At 44.8% G+C, this 22,667-nt stretch carries 20 protein-coding genes and 1 rRNA gene (1 of these 21 running past the window's edge); 10 read left to right on the top strand and 11 right to left on the bottom strand.

The window, feature by feature from the left end; translation table 11 throughout:
- Window positions 1-29: 29 nt before the first annotated feature.
- Window positions 30-1,055, bottom strand: a complete 1,026-nt coding sequence (locus OVA33_RS04570; RefSeq protein ID WP_099721928.1) for a YkvI family membrane protein — start codon at window positions 1,053-1,055, stop codon at window positions 30-32.
- A gap of 143 nt (window positions 1,056-1,198) precedes the next feature.
- Here OVA33_RS04570 and OVA33_RS04565 point away from each other — a divergent pair, with 143 nt between their 5' ends.
- Window positions 1,199-1,528 (top strand): GNAT family N-acetyltransferase, encoded by a 330-nt coding sequence (locus OVA33_RS04565; RefSeq protein ID WP_223257575.1) that lies wholly within the window; start codon window positions 1,199-1,201, stop codon window positions 1,526-1,528.
- Between the two features lie 293 nt (window positions 1,529-1,821).
- Window positions 1,822-2,436, top strand: coding sequence for a spore protease YyaC (gene yyaC, locus OVA33_RS04560; protein WP_004392969.1), 615 nt, complete (start codon window positions 1,822-1,824; stop codon window positions 2,434-2,436).
- A gap of 29 nt (window positions 2,437-2,465) precedes the next feature.
- On the opposite strand, the gene OVA33_RS04555 is transcribed toward yyaC, so the two are convergent.
- The 10 genes from OVA33_RS04555 to rpmH all read right to left on the bottom strand — a co-directional run bounded on the left by OVA33_RS04555 (window position 2,466) and on the right by rpmH (window position 11,834).
- Window positions 2,466-3,317 (bottom strand): ParB/RepB/Spo0J family partition protein, encoded by an 852-nt coding sequence (locus OVA33_RS04555; protein WP_004392966.1) that lies wholly within the window; start codon window positions 3,315-3,317, stop codon window positions 2,466-2,468.
- Window positions 3,310-4,071, bottom strand: coding sequence for a sporulation initiation inhibitor protein Soj (soj, locus tag OVA33_RS04550; RefSeq protein WP_007409899.1), 762 nt, complete (start codon window positions 4,069-4,071; stop codon window positions 3,310-3,312). Before soj ends, OVA33_RS04555 begins: the two co-directional genes overlap by 8 nt.
- Before the next feature lie 298 nt (window positions 4,072-4,369).
- The gene (noc, locus tag OVA33_RS04545) at window positions 4,370-5,221 is read right to left on the bottom strand and encodes a nucleoid occlusion protein (protein ID WP_007615083.1); all 852 of its coding nucleotides are present in this window, start codon (window positions 5,219-5,221) and stop codon (window positions 4,370-4,372) included.
- A 121-nt stretch (window positions 5,222-5,342) separates the two neighbouring features.
- Window positions 5,343-6,062, bottom strand: a complete 720-nt coding sequence (gene rsmG, locus OVA33_RS04540; protein ID WP_071182105.1) for a 16S rRNA (guanine(527)-N(7))-methyltransferase RsmG — start codon at window positions 6,060-6,062, stop codon at window positions 5,343-5,345.
- Between the two features lie 13 nt (window positions 6,063-6,075).
- Complete coding sequence (gene mnmG / locus OVA33_RS04535; protein WP_029973051.1) at window positions 6,076-7,962, bottom strand: tRNA uridine-5-carboxymethylaminomethyl(34) synthesis enzyme MnmG; 1,887 nt, start codon at window positions 7,960-7,962, stop codon at window positions 6,076-6,078.
- Between the two features lie 16 nt (window positions 7,963-7,978).
- Window positions 7,979-9,358: a tRNA uridine-5-carboxymethylaminomethyl(34) synthesis GTPase MnmE gene (mnmE, locus tag OVA33_RS04530; protein WP_004392954.1), complete on the bottom strand. Its 1,380-nt coding sequence runs from the start codon at window positions 9,356-9,358 to the stop codon at window positions 7,979-7,981.
- A 289-nt stretch (window positions 9,359-9,647) separates the two neighbouring features.
- Complete coding sequence (gene jag / locus OVA33_RS04525; RefSeq protein ID WP_017418434.1) at window positions 9,648-10,289, bottom strand: RNA-binding cell elongation regulator Jag/EloR; 642 nt, start codon at window positions 10,287-10,289, stop codon at window positions 9,648-9,650.
- The gene (gene spoIIIJ, locus OVA33_RS04520; protein WP_007409906.1) at window positions 10,286-11,035 is read right to left on the bottom strand and encodes a YidC family membrane integrase SpoIIIJ; all 750 of its coding nucleotides are present in this window, start codon (window positions 11,033-11,035) and stop codon (window positions 10,286-10,288) included. Before spoIIIJ ends, jag begins: the two co-directional genes overlap by 4 nt.
- A 160-nt stretch (window positions 11,036-11,195) precedes the next feature.
- Window positions 11,196-11,546: a ribonuclease P protein component gene (rnpA, locus tag OVA33_RS04515; protein WP_004392944.1), complete on the bottom strand. Its 351-nt coding sequence runs from the start codon at window positions 11,544-11,546 to the stop codon at window positions 11,196-11,198.
- Window positions 11,547-11,699: 153 nt separating this feature from the next.
- Entirely contained in the window at window positions 11,700-11,834 is a 135-nt protein-coding gene (gene rpmH / locus OVA33_RS04510) for a 50S ribosomal protein L34 (RefSeq protein WP_003178075.1), read from the bottom strand.
- Between the two features lie 621 nt (window positions 11,835-12,455).
- On the opposite strand from rpmH, the gene dnaA reads away from it, so the two are divergent.
- The 8 genes from dnaA to OVA33_RS04470 form a co-directional block, all read left to right on the top strand.
- Window positions 12,456-13,796: a chromosomal replication initiator protein DnaA gene (gene dnaA, locus OVA33_RS04505; protein ID WP_004392913.1), complete on the top strand. Its 1,341-nt coding sequence runs from the start codon at window positions 12,456-12,458 to the stop codon at window positions 13,794-13,796.
- Window positions 13,797-13,979: 183 nt separating this feature from the next.
- A complete protein-coding gene (gene dnaN, locus OVA33_RS04500) occupies window positions 13,980-15,116 on the top strand; it encodes a DNA polymerase III subunit beta (RefSeq protein WP_007409909.1) in 1,137 nt (378 codons plus the stop codon).
- A 134-nt stretch (window positions 15,117-15,250) separates the two neighbouring features.
- The gene (gene rlbA / locus OVA33_RS04495) at window positions 15,251-15,466 is read left to right on the top strand and encodes a ribosome maturation protein RlbA (RefSeq protein WP_004392910.1); all 216 of its coding nucleotides are present in this window, start codon (window positions 15,251-15,253) and stop codon (window positions 15,464-15,466) included.
- Window positions 15,467-15,481: 15 nt separating this feature from the next.
- Complete coding sequence (gene recF, locus OVA33_RS04490) at window positions 15,482-16,594, top strand: DNA replication/repair protein RecF (RefSeq protein ID WP_053285270.1); 1,113 nt, start codon at window positions 15,482-15,484, stop codon at window positions 16,592-16,594.
- 17 nt (window positions 16,595-16,611) lie between these two features.
- The gene (gene remB, locus OVA33_RS04485) at window positions 16,612-16,857 is read left to right on the top strand and encodes an extracellular matrix regulator RemB (RefSeq protein ID WP_004392908.1); all 246 of its coding nucleotides are present in this window, start codon (window positions 16,612-16,614) and stop codon (window positions 16,855-16,857) included.
- A gap of 56 nt (window positions 16,858-16,913) precedes the next feature.
- Window positions 16,914-18,830, top strand: coding sequence for a DNA topoisomerase (ATP-hydrolyzing) subunit B (gyrB, locus tag OVA33_RS04480; protein WP_014720600.1), 1,917 nt, complete (start codon window positions 16,914-16,916; stop codon window positions 18,828-18,830).
- 215 nt (window positions 18,831-19,045) lie between these two features.
- The gene (gyrA, locus tag OVA33_RS04475; protein WP_025650119.1) at window positions 19,046-21,505 is read left to right on the top strand and encodes a DNA gyrase subunit A; all 2,460 of its coding nucleotides are present in this window, start codon (window positions 19,046-19,048) and stop codon (window positions 21,503-21,505) included.
- Window positions 21,506-21,802: 297 nt separating this feature from the next.
- Window positions 21,803-22,667, top strand: a 16S ribosomal RNA gene (locus OVA33_RS04470); it runs 685 nt beyond the window's last position.

The following is a 22,667-nucleotide window of genomic DNA, read 5'->3' as shown; positions in this document are numbered from 1 at the left end:
AAGAGCAACGGCCGCACTCAAAATGAGCATTATACTTTTTTCCATCTCCCTAAAATAGGGTAAAGAAGAAGACATACCAGCAAATAAAGACTTAAAAGCCCGTAAATGGGATATAAAATCGCGATCAAATCTGAAAAACCGATTGTCGTAAAAGGCACCATCACAGCTAAAAGAAGAGCTACGAGCGTCCATCTCGGCAATTTCACAAATGCAAGCATGCGGCTGGAAAGCCCGAACAGACCGGTCACGGTTGTCGTATAGATGGCTAAAAAAAGCACGGCGGCCATACAAAGAAATAACGGATAAGGAGCGCCTTCAAGGACGGCGAAAAGAGGCATCTCATATTGTGTAAGACTGCCTGAAAGCTGCACAAGCGTTTCATTGTAAACAAATGAAATCACACCGAAAATCAGCCCGCTTGCAACGCTTGCGATTTTCGCTTCTCCCAGTCCCTTCATATCTTTCCCGATTGAAGAAAGAACAGCGACAACAGAAAGGATGTTTAAGGACGTGAAGGTAATGCTTGCCGGCCAATTATACTGGCGGGTCAAATCTATCGTCCACGTGTAATGATGGGTTGTCTGAAAAAAGACCAATGCATATAACAGCCCCGCTACAAGAATCGGTATCAAAATACTATTCAGAGATAATATTCCTTTTATATCCCAAAAGAATAAACCGACGGTCACAATGCAAAGAAGAAAAATACCGATCCAAAACGGCAGCTTGTACATTTGCAGCGTCACACCGCCGCCGGCAATCATAACCATCGTCATTGAAAACAAATAAAACATAATAAGCACATCATAGACTTTAGCAAGAGCCGGCCCCATCAGATGCTCAAGCACAGGTAAAAAGTGCGTTGATTGAACCCGATAGCTGATCTTCAACACAATATAAGCCGAAATCGTAAACATGACTGTAAACAATACAATAGCCAGTCCGCTTTCGACACCGAAAAACTGCCATATTTCCTGCCCGCTCGCATACCCGGCCCCAATCTGGCTGCTTAATATGAGCAGCATCCACTTCATCCCGGCTCTCCACACCCTCATCACCTCATAAAATTTCTGATCATCTCCGCATATTGCTACTATATTGAGTGACAGCGGCAATCATTCATACAAATGGGACAAATATGGTATGATAACGACGATTGACTATTCAGAAAATTTTATTTATATAAGGAGCTCAAATCATGTACATCAGGCGTTTAACCGCAAATGATACCAAGCCTTACACCGATATCAGGCTCAAAGCTTCAAAAGATCACCCGGACGCGAGGCTTGAATCCGGTAATGCCATCGTGCTTGGCGCCTTTGAAAAAGACAGACTGATAGGAATCCTCAAGATCTCCAAGCATTCGCTGTTTAAACTAAGACACATTGCGGTTATCGGTTCTATGTATATTTCCCCCAAACATCGAAGGTCAGGCGCAGGAAAAGCGTTACTGACGGAAGCCATCAGCCAGGCAGCAAAAAAGATGAAAGACACAGACAGCTCTATCTCTCTGTTACTCAACAAATGAACCCGCAAAAAAACTCTACGCTCAGTTAGGATTTACCCTCTTTTCTACAGAAAAAAGAGCGCTGAAATTAGATCATCAGCAATATGTAATGTAGATCAAATGGTCTTATTTCTTTCATGAACTTAAAGAATAACTGCTCTGAGTTCTTTTTTCTATCCCGCTCTTTTCAAACAACCGGCATGCTGATCATGACATAAGCATAAAAAAAGGCAGCGCTGGATATACTGTAAACAACCTACATCACCAAAAACAACAATGTAATACTCGTATGACATGACAAGGAAGTGAACCTTATGAATCGAAAAGGCGGGCTTTTTTCTCAAGAACGGGCAAAACAATATGTATCTCATACGGATTCTTCTGCTGCGAATCAAATACAAGCGATCCTTACTTCATCTTTACGTAAAGCAGCCGGCAGACCGTTAGTCACCGTGTGTATCGGTACAGATCGGTCGACCGGAGATTCATTAGGTCCGCTCGTAGGAACAAAGTTAGAAAAAATGAATTTAGGCAGATTGCACGTTTACGGCACGCTGTCAGATCCTGTTCACGCCGTCAATATGAAAGACAAGCTGAAAGATATTCAACATCTACATAAAAATCCGTTTATTATAGCGGTTGATGCTTGTTTAGGCCGCGTCAAAAGCGTAGGCTCATTTCAAATCGGCGATGGGCCGCTGAAGCCCGGAGCAGGTGTTCAAAAAGACCTTCCTGAAATTGGTGACGTCCATATCAATGGAATCGTCAATGTCAGCGGGTTTATGGAGTATTTTGTCCTGCAGAATACGAGGCTTCATCTTGTTATGAGCATGGCAAATGTTTTAGCAGAGGGGTTACAGCTGACAGATAAATCAGAAGGCCGGCAGGAACGGCTCAGTCCGTTTCATAAGCTGACAAGACGTATATAAAAAACCATCTTTTTAAAAAAAGATGGTTTTTACGCTTCTCTTTCAGACAATAGTTCCAGGATACGTTCAAGATCTTCATTTGAGAAAAACTCAATCTCAATCTTCCCTTTTTTCTTTTGTCTCTTAATATTTACTGTTGTTCCGAAGTAATTTTGCAAATACGATTCCCGCTCTTTTAACACAACATCTTGAACAGGTTCTTTTTTCTTTGTTTCACGTGGAACATTGTTGTTTAACTGCTGAATCAGCTGCTCAAGCTGACGGACGTTCAGCTGTTCTTCAACCACTTTCTTCACAAGCGGTTCAAGCTTGTTTTTATTTTTCAAACCAAGCAAGGTTCTGCCGTGTCCCATGGATAACGTACCTTCTGCAATGAGGTTCTGGATGCTTTCCGGCAGCGTCAGCAGTCTTAAATGGTTGGCAATATGAGGCCTGCTTTTCCCGAGCCGTTTAGCGAGCTGTTCCTGGGTTAAATCCAAATGCTTCAGCAGTGAGTCATATGCCAGAGCTTCTTCAAGCGGTGATAAGTCTTCACGCTGAAGGTTTTCCAAAAGAGCGATTTCCCGCATCAGCGATTCAGATAAATCCCGCACGATAGCCGGCACTGTCTCTTTACCGGCAAGTTTTGCGGCGCGGTAACGGCGTTCGCCGGCTACAATATCATAGCCCTTCAATGATTTTCTCACGATAATGGGCTGAAGAATGCCATGCTGAATGATGGATTCCTTCAGTTCAGCTAATGACTCATCGTCAAATTGTTTTCTTGGCTGATAAGGATTGGGGCGCAAATCACTGATTTTAATCTCTTCCACTGTCTCTTCAGACAAATCAACCTGATTAAACAACGCGTTAATCCCTTTTCCGAGCCCGCCTTTAGCCATTCGCTGCCACTTCCTTTGCTAAATCTAAATATACTTCCGCACCTCTCGAACGCGGATCGTATAATATGATCGGCTTGCCGTGACTCGGCGCCTCACTTAAACGGACATTGCGAGGGATAATGGTTTGATACACTTTATCTCTAAAGTATTTCTTTACCTCCTCTATCACTTGAATGCCGAGATTCGTTCTGGCATCAAGCATCGTCAGAAGCACTCCTTCTATCATTAAGTCGGTATTTAAATGTTTTTGCACAAGCCGAACTGTATTTAATAATTGACTCAATCCTTCAAGAGCGTAGTATTCGCACTGAACCGGGATAACGACTGAATCTGAAGCAGTAAGCGCATTAATCGTTAATAACCCGAGAGACGGAGGACAATCAATAATCATGTAATCGTAATTTTGTTTCACTGATTCTAATGCTCTTTTCAGCCTGACCTCCCGTGAGATCGTCGGAACCAATTCGATTTCCGCTCCCGCAAGCTGGATCGTGGCCGGAATGACATCTAAGTTCTCTACTGAAGTCGGTTTAATAATATCTGTAACATCTGCATCATCTACTAAAATGTCGTACACACAATGATCCACATCGGCTTTTTCAATCCCTAATCCGCTCGTTGCATTGCCCTGCGGATCAATATCAACAAGAAGAACCCTTTTACCTATGTAAGCCAAGCAAGCCCCCAGATTAACAGAAGTCGTCGTCTTCCCGACTCCGCCTTTTTGGTTCGTAATTGCTATGATTTTTCCCACGATGTCACCTACCTTCACATGAACATGTACTGTCTTGTTTCTATCTTATCAAAAAAAGAGTAAAGCGTTTTATTTTTTTCATAATTTGTTTATCAGCAAGTGAAAAAAATGTAAACGAAAAAGACACTTTCTAATATAAGTTCTCCGATAAAGTGACTTTTTTGACTGTAAAAAGACAATTCACGACACAAAAAGATAAAATTTTACATATATAATGTATAGTGCACAATAAATCTATCATTATCTCAAAATAGTTTTTTGATTAAAATAAAAACTCCCCTGCTGATCAGGAGAGTTTTTATTTAGGTATCCGAATGGTAAGCTGGATGTACTCTTCGAATTCTTCTTCTTCAGTATTCAGTCTGACGCCGCTGTCTTCTACCATGGACAGTGACTGACGAATCGTATTCATCGCAATTCTTGTATCCCTGCTGAACGCTTTGCGTCTCGGCTTTGGTTTCTGCTTATTCTGTTCAAGCATTTTCACCACTCTGTCTTCCGTCTGCTTGACGTTTAAGCTTTTCTCAATGATTTCCGCAAGCAATGTGACCTGAAGCTCCGGCTGTTTGAGCGGAATCAGTGCTCTTGCATGACGTTCCGTAATTTTTTTCTCCATAATCGCATCCTGGACCGGTTCCGGGAGCTTTAACAATCGGAGCTTGTTCGCAATCGTTGACTGGCCTTTTCCTAAGCGCTGCGCCAAGGCTTCCTGTGTTAAATCATGAAGTTCTAACAGCCTTGCGTACGCATGAGCTTCCTCAATGGAGGACAATTCTTCCCTTTGCAGGTTTTCAATCAAAGCGACAGATGCTGTTTCCGTATCAGAAAAATCTTTAATAATTGCGGGAATCTTCTCCCATTCAAGCGTCTGTACCGCTCTCCAGCGCCTTTCACCCGCAATGAGCTCATATTGTCCTTCATCTTCTGTATGTCTGACAACAATCGGCTGAATGATGCCGTGTGTATGGATAGTCATTGCTAACTCTTTGATTTTTTCATCTGAGAAAATGGTGCGTGGCTGAAAACGGTTGGGAACGATAGCATGTACCGGTATTTCGAGTATCTCTTCTTTGTTTGTATCATGCTCAGCTATCTCCGGTTCCTCTTCCTTCTCACCAAACCCGAAGAAACGAGAGAATGAATGCTTCATGTACCTACACCACCTTTAAAAACTGCCATTTTTATAATTCTATTTTCTCATGGTTTTTCCTGCTGTATCTTCATCAATTTTGCAGAAAATATGATGGAATTGTCACATCAGGCTGTCTAAATTACCCTTCAATTGGCGATTTATTTGGAGTACCCGGTTTTCTCGGATATTTTTTCGGAGTGCTTTTCGTCTTGCGAATGATCATAATGTTCCGTTCACTTTCTTCAACAGGAAGTGTAAAGGAATGAACTTGTTCAAGCTCTCCTCCCAATACTTTAATCGCCTTTTGCCCCGCTTTCAGCTCTTCATCAGCGGCTGCTGCTTTTAGTGCGGCAAATACGCCGTTTTTCTTGGCCAGCGGCAGACAAAGCTCACTCAGGACCGACAGACGCGCCACCGCACGGGCCGTCACGAGATCGAAGCTTTCCCGTACGTCTTTCCGCTGTCCGAATGTCTCCGCTCTGTCATGGACAAATGTCGTATGCTCCAATTGTAAAGCATCAGAGAGAGTTTCCAAAAACGTAATCCGCTTATTCAGTGAATCGACGATGGTGACATGCAGATGCGGGAAGCAGATTTTGACGGGCAGGCTTGGAAAACCGGCGCCGGCGCCGACATCACAAAGAGTGGTGACCTTTTCAAAATCAATATAAAATGCCGCCGTTATCGAATCATAAAAATGCTTGAGATAAACTTCCTTTTTCTCAGTGATGGATGTCAGATTCATTTTTTCGTTCCATTCCACGAGCATCCGGTAATACAACTCGAATTGCTCCAGCTGGCGGTCAGAAAGGGAAATCCCTTTCTCCGCTAAACTGGATGTAAATTCCTCTATATTCATGCCGTCATCCTTTCTATTCAGCTACCTTGGCAATACGGCCCTGCTCCAGGTATACCAGCAGGATTGAAATGTCTGCCGGATTGACACCGGAAATACGGGACGCTTGAGCAACTGATAAAGGACGCACTTCTTTCAGCTTTTGACGGGCTTCAGTAGCAATTCCTTTAATGGCGTCATAATCAATCCGATCAGGGATTTTTTTGTTTTCCATTTTCTTTAGCTTTTCCACTTGCTGCAAGGATTTTTCGATATATCCTTCATATTTCACCTGAATTTCCACTTGTTCCGCCACATCTTGCGGAACCGGAGAATCTGCAGGCGCAAGTTTTGTCACTGTTTCATAGTTCATTTCCGGACGTTTCATTAAATCTGTGCCGCGCACTCCGTCTTTCAGCTCGCTTCCGCCGAGTGAACGGATATATTCCTGATTCTCAGGAGACGGCTTAATAATAACAGACCAGAGACGTTTTTTCTCTGCCTCGATCGCCGCTTTTTTCTTCTCAAACGCTTCATAGCGCTCATCAGAAATTAAGCCGATATCGTGGCCGATTTCCGTCAGACGAAGATCCGCATTGTCGTGACGGAGCAGCAGTCTGTATTCCGCCCGTGAAGTCAGCAGACGGTACGGTTCATTGGTTCCTTTCGTTACCAAATCATCAATCAATACACCGATATAAGCATCGGAACGGCTGAGGATCACTTCTTCTTTTCCAAGCGCTTTGCGGCCTGCGTTGATCCCTGCCATAATTCCTTGCCCGGCTGCTTCCTCATAACCTGATGTACCGTTAATTTGACCGGCTGTGTACAGGTTAGGGATTTTTTTCGTCTCCAGTGTAGGCCAGAGCTGCGTCGGTACAATTGCGTCATACTCAATCGCGTATCCGGCTCTCATCATCTGCACCTTTTCCAGTCCCGGAATGGTCGCCAGCATCCGCTGCTGCACGTCCTCAGGAAGACTCGTGGATAAACCTTGAACGTATACTTCCTGCGTATTTCTGCCTTCCGGCTCAAGGAAAATCTGATGACGCGGTTTATCATTAAACCGAACGACTTTATCTTCAATCGAAGGGCAGTATCTCGGTCCCGTTCCTTTAATCATACCGGAATACATTGGCGAACGATGCAGGTTGCTGTCGATGATCTCATGAGTCTCAGGACTCGTGTAAGTCAGCCAGCAAGGCAGCTGATCGGTAATGTATTCAACCGTTTCATATGAGAAAGCGCGCGGAACCTGGTCCCCCGGCTGGATTTCTGTTTTGCTGTAATCAATGGAATCGCTTGAGACACGAGGAGGCGTGCCCGTTTTAAAACGGACGAGATCAAAACCGAGCTCCTCTAAGTGCTCAGAAAGTTTAATAGACGGCTGCTGGTTATTCGGGCCGCTTGAGTAAGACAGATCACCGAGAATGATCCGCCCTCTTAAATACGTTCCGGTTGTCAGCACGACAGTTTTTGCCTTATATTCAGCACCGGTTTGCGTAATGACACCGCGGCACTCTCCGTCTTCAATGATTAAACGCTCGGCAATCCCTTGAAGAAGTGTCAAATTCGGTGTTTTTTCCAGCGTATGCTTCATTTCGTGCTGATATTGGAATTTATCCGCCTGCGCACGCAGCGCCCGTACGGCCGGACCTTTTCCTGTATTCAGCATTCTCATTTGAATATGAGTTTTATCTATATTTCTAGCCATTTCTCCGCCGAGCGCGTCAATTTCGCGGACGACAATCCCTTTCGCGGGGCCGCCGACAGACGGATTACATGGCATAAACGCAACCATATCAAGATTAATCGTCAAAACAAGCGTTTTGGCTCCCTGGCGCGCGGATGCGAGGGCAGCCTCAACACCGGCATGCCCGGCGCCGATGACAATCACGTCGTATTGGCCTGCTTCATACCCCATGGTTTTTTCCTCCCTTTTATTTACCTAAACAAAATTGTGAAAAGAGCTGATCAATTAAGCTTTCGTGGACGGCATCACCGATGATTTCGCCCAGCAGCTCCCAGCACCTTGTCAAATCAATTTGCACCATATCAATCGGAACATCCTGTTCAATTCCGTTCAGCGCATCATCAATCGCTTGCTTGGCCTGATGCAGAATCGAGATATGACGGGTGTTGCTGACATAGGTGAGATCTCCGCTTTCGATCGCTCCTGTATAAAATAGCGACTGAATCGCTTCCTCTAAATCTTGAATGCCTTCTTCTTTCAGCAATGAGGTCGTGACGACAGGCCGGCCTTTCGCCAGTTCCTTGACGCGCTCAGCGTCAATCTTAGCCTCAAGGTCCGTCTTATTCATAATGACAATGACGTCCATTCCCTCAACCGCTTCAAACAATTTCACATCTTCTTCAGAAAGCGCTTCGCTGTGGTTAAGCACAAGCAAAATGAGATCCGCTTCCTTCAGAACCTGCCGTGACCGTTCCACACCGATTCTTTCGACGATATCTTCTGTCTCACGGATTCCGGCGGTATCGACAAGCCGAAGCGGCACGCCTCGCACGTTGACATATTCCTCAATCACATCACGCGTCGTTCCCGGAATATCGGTTACGATCGCCTTCGTTTCATGGACAAGGCTGTTAAGCAGAGAGGATTTTCCGACGTTCGGACGGCCGATGATCACGGTAGACAGTCCCTCACGCAAAATTTTCCCCTGCTCAGACGTACGGAGCAGCGCCTCGATTTCTTTCTTCACGCCGCTTGCCTTCTCCACTAAAAGCTGATGCGTCATTTCTTCGACGTCATCATATTCCGGATAATCTATATTAACCTCAACATGTGCAAGTGTTTCTAACAGCTCATCACGCAGACGGCGGACAAGCGCAGAAAGCCGTCCTTCCATCTGGTTCATGGCGACATTCATGGCACGGTCCGTTTTGGCCCTGATCAGATCCATCACCGCTTCCGCCTGTGATAGGTCAATCCGTCCGTTTAAAAATGCGCGCTTCGTAAACTCACCGGGTTCTGCCAGTCTCGCACCTTCTCTTAAAGCAAGCTGGAGCACCTGATTAACCGTCACAATACCCCCGTGACAGTTGATTTCAATGACATCTTCCCTTGTGAATGTTCTGGGCGCTCTTAAAACAGACACCATGACTTCCTCAATAATCCGTCCCGTCGTGCTGTCCGCGATATGCCCGTAATGAATGGTATGCGATTCTGCCGAACTGAGCGTTTTGCCTTTCGGACCCTTGTACATTTTGTCGGCAATTTTTACGGCTTCCGGGCCGCTCAGCCGAACGATCGCGATCGCGCCTTCACCCATCGGAGTTGAAATCGCTGCAATTGTATCCATGCTGTTCACCTCTCTTTATCTCTGTTTCCATCTATATAAAAAATTTTATTTACGCCAAAATTAAAAGATAACATAGTTTGGTTTGAAGTGGAAGATACGTTATCCACAAAGGCAGAAATTCATCCCTTATTACTTTAACTTATCCACATGTGAATAACAATTAATTTTATTTCCTAAAACCTTTTTTATCAACAGCATAGACCGAAAAAGAAAAAACTTAAACGCTAAAAATGCGATTCTGCTTAGGAATAGAGCCATTTTTACCAATAAAAAAACCGAAGTTCCGATTTTACCCGGACTTCGGTTTTCTGCTATCTTTATGGGAAATAACGAGATGGCGGTACCGGCCTTCACCGGTAGAAAACGTTTTGATATTTGGATGCTTTGACAGCGCGTCATGGATGATTTTTCTTTCACCTGACGGCATCGGTTCTAAATGCACATCTTTTTTCGTTTTCGAGACTTGCTTGGCCAGCCTGTTTGCCAGCTGATCCAGAATTTCTCTTCTTTTCCGCCGATAATTCTCAGCGTCGACAACGGCTTGGCGATACTGGCCGGAGCCGCGGTTCAAAACAAGCTGCGTCAATGTTTCCAGGGCATTGAGTGTTTGTCCTCTTTTGCCAATAAGCAGCGCCGCTTTTTCACCTTTAATGTGAAAACAGACTGTTTTCTTGTTTTCTTCCGTAACAATCTCAGAAGGTCCGGCAATGGAATGGATGATTTCTTCCAAATACGCTTTCGCTTCCTGAACAGGATTTCTTTTCTCTTCCAGTTCTACGATCGCATTCTTTTTTCCAAAAATACCCAAAAACCCTTTATATTCTTCTTGCACCACCGTTATTTCTACTTGATCTTTCGTCAGTTGAAGTTCCTGAAGGCCTGATTGAACTGCTTCTTCGACATTCCGTCCCGCAGCAGTCACCTTCTTCACTTTTTCTTTCCTCCCGCTTTCTGCGTTTCCGGATCGTGTTTAATGTCAGGTCCTTTAATAAGGAATGTCTGAGCAATCATAAACAGGTTTCCGACTACCCAATACAGAGAAAGTGCGCTCGGGAAGTTGATCGCAAATACGATGATCATGATCGGCATAATCCATACCATCATTGCCATTTGAGGATTCTGAGTCGGATTTCCGGCCATCATCAGCTTCTGCTGGACAAAAGTGGCCACACCGGCAACGATAGGAAGAATATAGTAAGGATCCTTCTCTCCTAGGTCAAACCATAAAAAGCTGTGCTGTGAAATGGCTTGCGTACGCATAATGGCGTGGTAGAATCCGATCAAAATCGGCATTTGAATCAGGATCGGGAAACATCCCGCCAGCGGGTTTACCCCGTGCTTTGAAAACAGGGCCATTGTTTCCTGCTGAAGCTTCTGCTGCGTTTTTTGATCTTTAGAGCTGTATTTTTCTCTGAGCTTCTGCATTTCAGGCTGCAGCGCCTGCATCGCTTTTGAGCTTCGAAGCTGCTTGATCATCAGCGGCAGAATCAGCAGACGAATTAAAATCGTAACGATGATGATCGATAAACCATAGTTATCGCCCGTCAGTTTCGCTACGTACGTAATGACTTCTGACAATGGATACACAACATATTTGTCCCAGAAATGCGGACTATTCGCCGTAATCGGCTCTTTCACACTCGAGCACCCGGCCAGCAGCACGAGCATACCGACCATACTCAGTAGTAACCATATTCTCCTTTTCAAGAACGTTTCCTCCTATACCAATCTTTATAAACCTTGTATGTATTTTAGCATCTTTCAGTTTCAAATGGCGTTCATTTTTCGCCAAATAAAAGGAAGCGCTTTTAAAAACGTGAAGAAAACAAAATATGAGCTATTTTGACGAAGATTTCTTATATAATGAGGTTTTTCTGAATAAGTGCTGCAGACTCTTTTTCGTTTCTTCAAAACTGAGGTCGCCGGCGGGTTTTCTTGCGATAATAATAAAATCTTTCGGCTTGAGCAGCTCTTTTTCCTCCTGAACAGCCTGTCTGATTAACCGCTTCACCCGATTGCGCACGACGGCATTGCCGATTTTTTTACTGACAGAAAGCCCTACCCGGAGCTCTTCCTGTTTCGGCTGATCAAGCGTATACAGCACGAACTGGCGGTTTGCCATAGACGTTCCGCGTTTAAACACTTTTTGAAAATCTTCATTTTTCTTTAACCGATTTCGCTTCTTCACTTTAATTCACTCCGATATTCACTCGCAGAAACTTTTATTTCTATCTAAAAAAAACGGGCCGCCGGAATACTGAAGAAATTTCTCCAGTACCGGGCGACGCATGACATCTCACTCTCTTAATGTGAAAAAAGACCACTGACATTATTCAGTGGCCTAAGCTGATAATACTTTTCTGCCTTTGCGGCGACGGCGTGCTAATACTAGACGACCGTTTTTTGAACTCATACGGCTTCTGAAGCCATGAACTTTACTGCGTTTACGGTTATTCGGTTGGAATGTTCTTTTCATTTATGACACCTCCCTCGAGGAATAGCTGTTAAAGACAGTCTTACTTATTATATTTGTGCTGCCTATTCATTGTCAACTTCAGCAGTGCTTTTATTTCTTACAACCATAATAGGATAACATACCTTAACCAGATTAGAAACCTTATTTTTCATATTCCTTTTTTTAACGCACAAAAAAAGCCGCGCTCCCCCGAAAAAACGTCATGTGGATAATTTTTCGGTTTTTTTTTAATATCCACAATCGTTATCGACAACATTTTCACATTGCTAACCCCTGTGGACAAAGATTTTTCAACAAGTTGTCAGGTTTGTGGATAAGATTACGAGAACCATTGCAAGTCCTCGCTTAATTTGATATTATATTTGTGTTTTAACTCTTAATTACTTATCCAGTCCATTCTCCTTATCCACAATTTGTGGATAAGTTGTGGATTGTTTTCACACAGCTTGTGTAGATTGTTGTCCACAACTTGTGGAATTTGTCGAAAAGCTATTTTTCTACTATACTATATGTTTTCAACATTTCGTGTGTACGAATGGTCAGAGCCATATGCTCTTTTTTTGTGTTCTATAACAGGGAAAGGGCGCTGATTTTTAAAGAAAAGGAGGGCTGTGCCGGATAATGGAGAATATATTGGATCTTTGGAATCAAGCTCTAGCTCAAATTGAGAAAAAGCTAAGCAAACCGAGTTTCGAAACTTGGATGAAGTCGACGAAAGCCCATTCGCTGCAAGGAGATACCTTAACCATCACCGCTCCTAATGAATTTGCCAGAGACTGGCTGGAGTCCAGGTACTTACATCTCATTGCAGATACCATATATGAATTAACCGGGGAAGAATTGAGCGTCAAATTTGTCATTCCTCAAAATCAGGACGAAGAAGACTTTTTACCGAAACCGCAAGTGAAAAAAGCGGCAAAAGAGGAACCGTCTGATTTTCCCCAAAGCATGCTCAACCCGAAATATACATTCGACACATTCGTCATCGGATCGGGAAACCGATTCGCCCATGCAGCATCACTGGCTGTGGCGGAAGCACCCGCTAAAGCGTACAACCCTTTATTTATATACGGGGGAGTCGGCTTAGGAAAAACCCACTTAATGCACGCGATCGGCCATTATGTCATTGATCATAATCCTTCAGCCAAAGTGGTGTACCTGTCTTCTGAAAAATTCACAAATGAATTCATCAACTCAATCCGCGATAATAAAGCCGTTGATTTCCGCAACCGCTACCGGAACGTTGATGTACTTTTGATAGATGATATTCAATTTTTAGCCGGAAAAGAACAAACACAGGAAGAGTTTTTCCATACATTCAACACGCTTCATGAAGAAAGCAAACAAATCGTGATTTCCAGTGACAGACCGCCGAAAGAGATCCCGACCCTTGAAGACCGCCTGCGTTCGCGGTTCGAATGGGGATTGATTACAGATATCACACCGCCGGATCTGGAAACGCGGATTGCCATCCTGAGAAAAAAAGCGAAGGCGGAAGGCCTTGATATTCCGAACGAGGTCATGCTTTACATCGCGAATCAGATTGACAGCAACATCCGCGAACTGGAAGGGGCATTAATCCGGGTTGTCGCCTATTCATCCTTAATCAATAAAGACATTAACGCAGACCTGGCAGCAGAAGCATTGAAAGATATTATTCCGTCTTCTAAGCCGAAGGTCATTACGATAAAAGAGATTCAGCGGATTGTCGGACAGCAGTTCAACATTAAGCTTGAAGATTTCAAAGCGAAAAAGCGTACGAAATCAGTGGCTTTCCCAAGACAAATTGCGATGTATCTTTCAAGAGAAATGACGGATTCTTCTTTGCCTAAAATCGGGGAAGAATTTGGCGGGAGAGACCATACAACCGTCATTCACGCCCACGAAAAGATTTCAAAACTGCTGATTGATGACGAGCAGCTTCAGCAGCAGGTGAAAGAAATAAAAGAACTGCTTAAATAATAGTGCCCTCGGATGAATCGGGGAAAGTGTGAATAACTTTTTCATAGCCATGCACAGTCTGTCCACATGTGGATAGGCTGTGTTTCCTGTCTTTTTCACAACTTATCCACAAATCCACAGGCCCTACTATTACTACTGCTATTTTAAAATATATTAATTATATTATCCGTTAGGAGGATAAACATGAAATTTACGATTCAAAAAGATCGGTTAGTCGAAAGTGTACAAGACGTTCTAAAAGCCGTTTCATCCAGAACCACAATTCCCATTCTCACCGGTATTAAGATCGTCGCCTCAGATGAAGGAGTATCTTTCACAGGAAGTGACTCTGATATTTCAATTGAGTCATTCATTCCGAAAGAAGATGATGATAAAGAAATCGTGACGATCGATCAGCCGGGAAGTATCGTGCTGCAAGCGCGTTTCTTCAGCGAAATCGTTAAAAAACTGCCGATGGCGACTGTTGAAATCGAAGTTCAAAATCAATATTTAACGATTATCCGTTCCGGAAAAGCCGAATTTAATTTAAACGGCCTTGATGCAGATGAATATCCGCATCTACCGCAAATCGAAGAGCATCACGCCATTCAGATTCCGACGGATCTTTTGAAAAACCTGATCCGCCAAACCGTGTTCGCTGTGTCCGCCTCAGAAACACGCCCTATCTTGACAGGTGTAAACTGGAAAGTCGAAAACGGTGAATTATTATGCACTGCCACGGATAGCCACCGACTCGCTTTAAGAAAGGCGAAGCTTGATATTCCGGAAGACAGCTCTTATAACGTGGTCATTCCCGGGAAAAGCTTAACCGAGCTGAGCAAAATTCTTGATGACAACCAAGAACTGGTTGATATCGTGATTACAGAAACCCAAGTGCTGTTCAAAGCGAAAAACGTATTGTTCTTCTCAAGATTGCTTGACGGAAACTATCCGGACACGACCAGCTTAATTCCGCAGGAAAGCAAAACGGAAATCGTCGTGAACACGAAGGAATTTTTACAGGCGATAGACCGTGCTTCTTTATTGGCGAGAGAAGGCCGCAACAACGTTGTAAAGCTTTCTGCCAAACCGGCGGATTCGCTTGAAATTTCATCAAATTCTCCGGAAATCGGAAAAGTGGTCGAAGCTGTGCTGGCTGACCAGATTGACGGCGAGGAATTAAATATTTCATTCAGTCCAAAATATATGATGGACGCACTGAAAGTACTTGAAGGAGCGGACATCCGTATCAGCTTTACGGGAGCGATGAGACCGTTTCTTATCCGTACGCCGAATGATGAAACCATCGTTCAGCTCATCCTTCCGGTCAGAACGTATTAATCAAACAGAATGTGCTGCCGGCTTAGTTCGGCAGCTTTTCTATTCATCAGCCGCTCCCTCAAGTTTTCCCTTTCCTTATTTCAGGATTTTTTAGTACAATTAGATATTAGTGATATTTGAAAGAGGTCGATATTATGGCAAATCCGATTTCGATTGATACAGAAATGATTACGCTTGGCCAGTTTTTAAAATTAGCCGATGTAATTCAGTCCGGCGGCATGGCGAAATGGTTTCTGAGCGAGCATGAGGTGACTGTCAACAATGAACCTGACAATCGCCGCGGCAGAAAGCTTTACGTTGGAGACGTGGTCGCGATTGAAGGATTTGGTTCATTTCAAGTCGTCAATTAAAGCGGGTGACAGCGGTTGTATATCCAAAATTTAGAATTAACATCCTACCGTAATTATGAGCGCGCTGAGCTTCAATTCGAAAACAAGGTGAATGTGATCATCGGGGAAAATGCCCAAGGCAAAACCAATCTGATGGAAGCCATCTATGTCCTTTCGATGGCAAAATCACACCGCACCTCAAATGACAAAGAACTTATACGGTGGGACGAAGACTATGCTAAAATAGAAGGAAGAGTGATGAAGCGCAACGGGGACATCCCGATGCAGCTTGTCATCTCCAAAAAAGGTAAAAAGGGCAAGGTCAATCATATAGAGCAGCAAAAACTCAGTCAGTATGTCGGAGCGCTGAACACCATTATGTTTGCCCCTGAGGATTTAAATCTCGTCAAAGGAAGCCCTCAGGTGAGGAGGAGATTTCTCGATATGGAGATCGGGCAGGTTTCTGCCGTTTATCTGTATGATTTATCTCTTTATCAAAAAATCCTTTCACAGCGGAATCATTTTCTGAAACAGCTGCAAAGCCGGAAACAGACTGACCGGACCATGCTTGACGTTCTCACTGATCAGCTGATTGAAGCAGCCGCAAAAGTTGTCGCCAAACGTCTGCAGTTTACGGCGCAGCTTGAAAAATGGGCGCAGCCGATCCATTCCGGCATTTCCCGGGGACTTGAAGAACTGACGCTTAAGTATCACACGGCGCTTGATGTATCAGATCCCAAAAATTTGTCGAAAATAGGTAACAGCTACCAGGAGTCTTTTTCGAAATTAAAAGAAAAAGAAATAGAACGAGGCGTCACATTATTCGGACCGCATCGGGATGATGTCCTTTTTTATGTGAACGGACGCGATGTGCAGACGTACGGTTCGCAGGGACAGCAGCGTACGACGGCTTTGTCTTTGAAGCTGGCCGAAATAGATTTGATTCATGAAGAAATCGGAGAATACCCCATTTTACTTTTGGATGATGTACTAAGCGAGCTGGATGATTACCGACAGTCCCATTTGCTTCATACGATCCAAGGCCGTGTGCAGACATTTGTCACCACGACAAGCGTGGATGGCATTGACCACGATACCTTACATCAAGCAGGAATGTTCCGTGTGGAAAACGGTACGTTAGTGAAGTGAAGAAATGAGGTGAGCGATTGTATATTCATTTAGGTGACGACTTTGTCGTTTCAACACGCGATATCGTCGGCATTTTTGACTGCAAGGTCAATGTATCGCCGATTGTTGAAGAATTTCTGGACAGACAGAAAGAAAAAGTAGTGCCGTCCGTAAACGGCACGCCAAAGTCTATCGTAGTCACGACTGAGAATATATATTACTCTCCCTTATCTTCCGGCACACTGAAGAAACGTGCGCAATTTATGTTAGAAATAGATTCTTAGCGGATCTTTACAATGAATATATCGTTTAAGAAAAGTGTAGGTGAATGTGCATGGCTATGGAACAGCAGCAAAATAGTTATGATGAGAATCAGATACAGGTATTAGAAGGTTTGGAAGCTGTTCGAAAGAGACCGGGGATGTACATCGGATCAACTAACAGCAAAGGCCTTCACCACTTGGTGTGGGAAATCGTCGACAACAGTATTGACGAGGCCCTGGCCGGTTATTGTACAGATATTAATATCGAGATTGAAAAAGATAACAGCATTACCGTTAAGGACAACGGGCGCGGAATTCCGGTCGGTATCCAGGAGAAGATGGGCCGCCCTGCGGTTGAAGTCATCATGACCGTTCTCCACGCCGGCGGTAAATTTGACGGAAGCGGATATAAAGTATCCGGCGGTCTTCACGGTGTAGGGGCGTCCGTCGTAAACGCCTTGTCGACCACTCTTGACGTTACGGTTCATCGTGACGGAAAAATCCACTATCAGGCGTACGAGCGCGGTGTGCCTGTGGCCGATCTTGAAGTGATCGGTGATACTGATAAGACCGGAACGATTACGCACTTCGTTCCGGATCCGGAAATCTTCAAAGAAACAACTGTATACGACTATGATCTGCTTTCAAACCGTGTCCGGGAATTGGCCTTCCTGACAAAAGGCGTAAACATCACGATTGAAGACAAACGTGAAGGACAAGAACGGAAAAACGAGTACCACTACGAAGGCGGAATCAAAAGCTATGTTGAGTACTTAAACCGTTCCAAAGAAGTCGTTCATGAAGAGCCGATTTATATCGAAGGCGAGAAAGACGGCATAACGGTTGAAGTTGCATTGCAATACAACGACAGCTATACAAGCAATATTTATTCTTTCACAAATAATATCAACACATACGAAGGCGGGACGCACGAGGCCGGATTTAAAACCGGTCTGACCCGTGTCATAAACGACTATGCAAGAAGAAAAGGGATTTTCAAAGAAAATGATCCGAATTTAAGCGGGGATGATGTGAGAGAAGGGCTGACTGCCATTATTTCAATTAAGCACCCTGATCCGCAATTCGAAGGGCAGACGAAAACCAAGCTCGGCAACTCTGAAGCGAGAACGATCACTGACACGCTGTTTTCTTCTGCGCTGGAAACATTCCTTCTTGAAAATCCGGACTCAGCCCGCAAAATCGTTGAAAAAGGTTTAATGGCCGCAAGAGCGCGGATGGCAGCGAAAAAAGCGCGGGAATTGACCCGGCGCAAAAGTGCGCTTGAGATTTCCAATCTGCCGGGCAAACTGGCGGACTGTTCTTCTAAAGATCCGAGCATTTCCGAGCTGTATATCGTAGAGGGTGACTCTGCGGGCGGATCAGCGAAACAGGGACGGGACCGTCATTTCCAAGCCATTCTGCCGCTGCGCGGTAAGATTCTGAACGTTGAGAAAGCCAGACTTGATAAGATTCTCTCAAACAATGAGGTCAGATCAATGATCACGGCCCTCGGAACAGGAATCGGCGAAGATTTTAATCTTGAAAAAGCGCGTTATCATAAAGTGGTCATCATGACGGATGCCGATGTTGACGGCGCCCACATCAGAACGCTTTTATTAACGTTCTTCTACAGATACATGCGGGAAATCATCGAAAACGGCTATGTCTACATTGCCCAGCCGCCGCTTTATAAAGTGCAGCAGGGAAAACGGGTGGAATACGCTTATAACGATAAGCAGCTTGATGAGCTGTTAAAAGAGCTTCCGCAATCGCCTAAGCCCGGCCTCCAGCGTTATAAAGGTCTTGGAGAAATGAACGCGACTCAGCTTTGGGAAACGACAATGGACCCTGCGACCAGAACGCTTCTGCAAGTCAATCTTGAAGATGCAATGGACGCTGACGAGACTTTTGAAATGCTGATGGGTGACAAAGTAGAACCGCGGAGAAACTTCATAGAAGCAAACGCCAGATACGTGAAAAATCTTGATATTTAACCAAGAAAGCCTTATTTTCGTTAAGAAATAAGGCTTTTTTCTCAAAGCGGCTTCTAAAGCCTCTGAAAACCCGCAAAACCCGTATATTCTACTAAATTAATGTGTATAAACACAAGTTTATTGATATAATGGAGAATAGTGAAATCGTATTGAAGATCATAATGGACAATCTACTCCCACATTATTTCATGTGATACTTCAGGGAGGTTTTTTTAATGAGTGAACAAAACACACCACAAGTACGTGAAGTCAATATCAGTCAGGAAATGCGGACATCCTTTCTGGACTATGCAATGAGCGTTATCGTATCCCGGGCGCTTCCGGATGTGCGTGACGGTCTGAAGCCGGTTCACAGGCGGATTTTGTACGCAATGAATGATTTAGGCATGACCAGTGACAAACCATATAAAAAATCTGCCCGTATCGTCGGTGAAGTTATCGGTAAGTACCACCCGCACGGTGACTCAGCGGTTTACGAATCAATGGTCAGAATGGCGCAGGATTTTAACTACCGCTACATGCTTGTTGACGGACACGGCAACTTCGGTTCGGTTGACGGCGACTCAGCGGCCGCGATGCGTTACACAGAAGCGAGAATGTCAAAAATCGCAATGGAAATTCTGCGTGACATTACGAAAGATACGATTGATTATCAAGATAACTATGACGGCGCAGAAAGAGAACCTGTCGTCATGCCTTCGAGATTTCCGAATCTGCTCGTAAACGGAGCTGCCGGTATTGCGGTCGGAATGGCGACAAATATTCCTCCGCATCAGCTTGGGGAAGTCATTGAAGGCGTGCTTGCCGTAAGTGAGAATCCTGAGATTACAAACCAGGAGCTGATGGAATACATTCCGGGCCCGGATTTTCCGACTGCTGGTCAGATTTTGGGCCGGAGCGGCATCCGCAAGGCATATGAATCCGGACGGGGATCAATCACAATCCGGGCTAAGGCTGAAATCGAAGAGACATCATCAGGAAAAGAAAGAATTATTGTTACGGAACTTCCTTATCAGGTGAACAAAGCGAGATTAATTGAAAAAATCGCAGATCTTGTCCGAGACAAAAAAATCGAAGGAATTACCGACCTGCGAGACGAATCCGACCGTAACGGAATGAGAATCGTCATTGAGATCCGCCGTGACGCCAATGCTCACGTCATTTTGAATAACCTGTACAAACAAACGGCCCTGCAGACGTCTTTCGGAATCAACCTGCTGGCGCTCGTTGACGGACAGCCGAAGGTGCTGAGCCTGAAACAATGTCTGGAGCATTATCTTGATCACCAAAAGGTTGTGATCCGGCGCAGAACGGCTTACGAACTCCGCAAAGCGGAAGCGAGAGCTCACATTCTGGAAGGTTTAAGAATTGCTCTCGATCATTTAGATGCCGTTATTTCTCTTATCCGCAGTTCCCAGACGGCTGAAATTGCGAGAACGGGTTTGATCGAACAATTCTCACTGACTGAAAAACAAGCGCAAGCCATTCTGGATATGCGCCTTCAGCGATTAACCGGTCTGGAGCGCGAAAAGATTGAAGAGGAATATCAATCACTTGTTGCGCTTATCGCCGAGCTGAAAGATATTTTAGCCAATGAAGAAAGAGTTCTTGAAATCATCCGTGAAGAGCTCAATGAAATCAAAGAGCGTTTCAATGATGAGAGACGCACTGAAATCGTGACGTCCGGTCTTGAAACAATTGAAGATGAAGATCTTATCGAGAGAGAAAACATCGTCATCACACTGACCCATAACGGCTATGTTAAACGTCTCCCGGCGTCCACATACCGCAGCCAAAAACGGGGCGGAAAAGGCGTACAGGGAATGGGAACGAATGAAGATGACTTTGTGGAACACTTAATTTCCACATCAACGCACGATACGATCCTGTTCTTCTCTAATAAAGGGAAAGTATACCGTTCTAAAGGATATGAAATCCCTGAATACGGCCGTACGGCAAAAGGCATTCCGATTATTAACCTTCTGGAGGTTGAAAAAGGCGAATGGATTAATGCTATTATTCCGGTCAGCACTTTTGATGAGGAGCAATACCTCTTCTTTACGACCAAACAAGGGGTGTCGAAACGTACGGCACTGTCCCAGTTTGCGAATATACGGAATAACGGGCTGATCGCCCTGGGTCTCCGGGAAGACGATGAACTGATGGCCGTCCGCCTGACTGACGGCAAGAAACAAATCATCATCGGAACGAAGAACGGTTTGCTGATCCGTTTCCCTGAAGAAGATGTAAGACAAATGGGACGCACAGCTGCGGGTGTTAAAGGCATCACGCTGACAGACGATGATGTCGTTGTAGGCATGGAGATTCTTGAAGAAGACTCCCACGTCCTCATAGTGACAGAAAACGGCTACGGCAAACGCACACCGGCTTCAGAATACAGAGTTCAAAGCCGGGGCGGAAAAGGCCTTAAAACATGTAAAATCACTGACAGCAACGGTCCGTTAGTAACCGTGAAAGCAACAAAAGGCGAAGAGGACTTAATGATTATTACGGCAAGCGGCGTGTTAATCAGAATGGATATTAATGATATTTCCACTACGGGACGCGTAACACAAGGCGTCCGTCTGATCCGCATGTCTGATCAAGAGCATGTAGCCACTGTGGCGCTTGTGGAAAAGAATGAAGAAGAGCCGGAAGAAACGGAAGAAGTATAAACGAAAAGCGCAGCTGTAACAGGCTGCGCTTTTACTATATAAAGAAATGAAAAAAAGCTTTGACACATAGCGATGATACTGATATAATTCTTTTTGTTGTCTTTTTAATAGAAAGGCAAGCCTATCGAAAATATTTTTTAAAAAAAGTATTGACCTAGCAAACTGAAAATGTTATGATTAAGAGGTCGCTTCGAGAGAAGCAACAAAGTTCTTTGAAAACTAAACAAGACAAAACGTACCTGTTAATTCAAAGTTTTAAATAAATCGCACAGCGATGTGCGTAGTCAGTCAAACACTTTATCGGAGAGTTTGATCCTGGCTCAGGACGAACGCTGGCGGCGTGCCTAATACATGCAAGTCGAGCGGACAGATGGGAGCTTGCTCCCTGATGTTAGCGGCGGACGGGTGAGTAACACGTGGGTAACCTGCCTGTAAGACTGGGATAACTCCGGGAAACCGGGGCTAATACCGGATGTTTGTTTGAACCGCATGGTTCAGACATAAAAGGTGGCTTCGGCTACCACTTACAGATGGACCCGCGGCGCATTAGCTAGTTGGTGAGGTAACGGCTCACCAAGGCAACGATGCGTAGCCGACCTGAGAGGGTGATCGGCCACACTGGGACTGAGACACGGCCCAGACTCCTACGGGAGGCAGCAGTAGGGAATCTTCCGCAATGGACGAAAGTCTGACGGAGCAACGCCGCGTGAGTGATGAAGGTTTTCGGATCGTAAAGCTCTGTTGTTAGGGAAGAACAAGTGCCGTTCAAATAGGGCGGCACCTTGACGGTACCTAACCAGAAAGCCACGGCTAACTACGTGCCAGCAGCCGCGGTAATACGTAGGTGGCAAGCGTTGTCCGGAATTATTGGGCGTAAAGGGCTCGCAGGCGGTTTCTTAAGTCTGATGTGAAAGCCCCCGGCTCAACCGGGGAGGGTCATTGGAAACTGGGGAACTTGAGTGCAGAAGAGGAGAGTGGAATTCCACGTGTAGCGGTGAAATGCGTAGAGATGTGGAGGAACACCAGTGGCGAAGGCGACTCTCTGGTCTGTAACTGACGCTGAGGAGCGAAAGCGTGGGGAGCGAACAGGATTAGATACCCTGGTAGTCCACGCCGTAAACGATGAGTGCTAAGTGTTAGGGGGTTTCCGCCCCTTAGTGCT

Origin of the sequence: Bacillus sp. KICET-1 (assembly GCF_027721405.1) — a bacterium.
GTDB classification, from domain to species: domain Bacteria; phylum Bacillota; class Bacilli; order Bacillales; family Bacillaceae; genus Bacillus; species Bacillus velezensis.
Note: the sequence above shows the minus strand (reverse complement) of the source record. Positions and strands in the feature narration are given on the sequence as shown.

Coding starts and splice junctions, on each gene's coding strand:
- OVA33_RS04570 (WP_099721928.1), bottom strand. CDS start 1,055: ATGAGGGTGTGGAGAGCCGGGATGAAGTGGATGCTGCTCATATTAAGC.
- OVA33_RS04565 (WP_223257575.1), top strand. CDS start 1,199: ATGTACATCAGGCGTTTAACCGCAAATGATACCAAGCCTTACACCGAT.
- yyaC (WP_004392969.1), top strand. CDS start 1,822: ATGAATCGAAAAGGCGGGCTTTTTTCTCAAGAACGGGCAAAACAATAT.
- OVA33_RS04555 (WP_004392966.1), bottom strand. CDS start 3,317: ATGGCTAAAGGCGGGCTCGGAAAAGGGATTAACGCGTTGTTTAATCAG.
- noc (WP_007615083.1), bottom strand. CDS start 5,221: ATGAAGCATTCATTCTCTCGTTTCTTCGGGTTTGGTGAGAAGGAAGAG.
- rsmG (WP_071182105.1), bottom strand. CDS start 6,062: ATGAATATAGAGGAATTTACATCCAGTTTAGCGGAGAAAGGGATTTCC.
- mnmG (WP_029973051.1), bottom strand. CDS start 7,962: ATGGGGTATGAAGCAGGCCAATACGACGTGATTGTCATCGGCGCCGGG.
- mnmE (WP_004392954.1), bottom strand. CDS start 9,358: ATGGATACAATTGCAGCGATTTCAACTCCGATGGGTGAAGGCGCGATC.
- spoIIIJ (WP_007409906.1), bottom strand. CDS start 11,035: ATGGTCGGTATGCTCGTGCTGCTGGCCGGGTGCTCGAGTGTGAAAGAG.
- rpmH (WP_003178075.1), bottom strand. CDS start 11,834: ATGAAAAGAACATTCCAACCGAATAACCGTAAACGCAGTAAAGTTCAT.
- dnaA (WP_004392913.1), top strand. CDS start 12,456: ATGGAGAATATATTGGATCTTTGGAATCAAGCTCTAGCTCAAATTGAG.
- dnaN (WP_007409909.1), top strand. CDS start 13,980: ATGAAATTTACGATTCAAAAAGATCGGTTAGTCGAAAGTGTACAAGAC.
- rlbA (WP_004392910.1), top strand. CDS start 15,251: ATGGCAAATCCGATTTCGATTGATACAGAAATGATTACGCTTGGCCAG.
- gyrB (WP_014720600.1), top strand. CDS start 16,914: ATGGAACAGCAGCAAAATAGTTATGATGAGAATCAGATACAGGTATTA.
- gyrA (WP_025650119.1), top strand. CDS start 19,046: ATGAGTGAACAAAACACACCACAAGTACGTGAAGTCAATATCAGTCAG.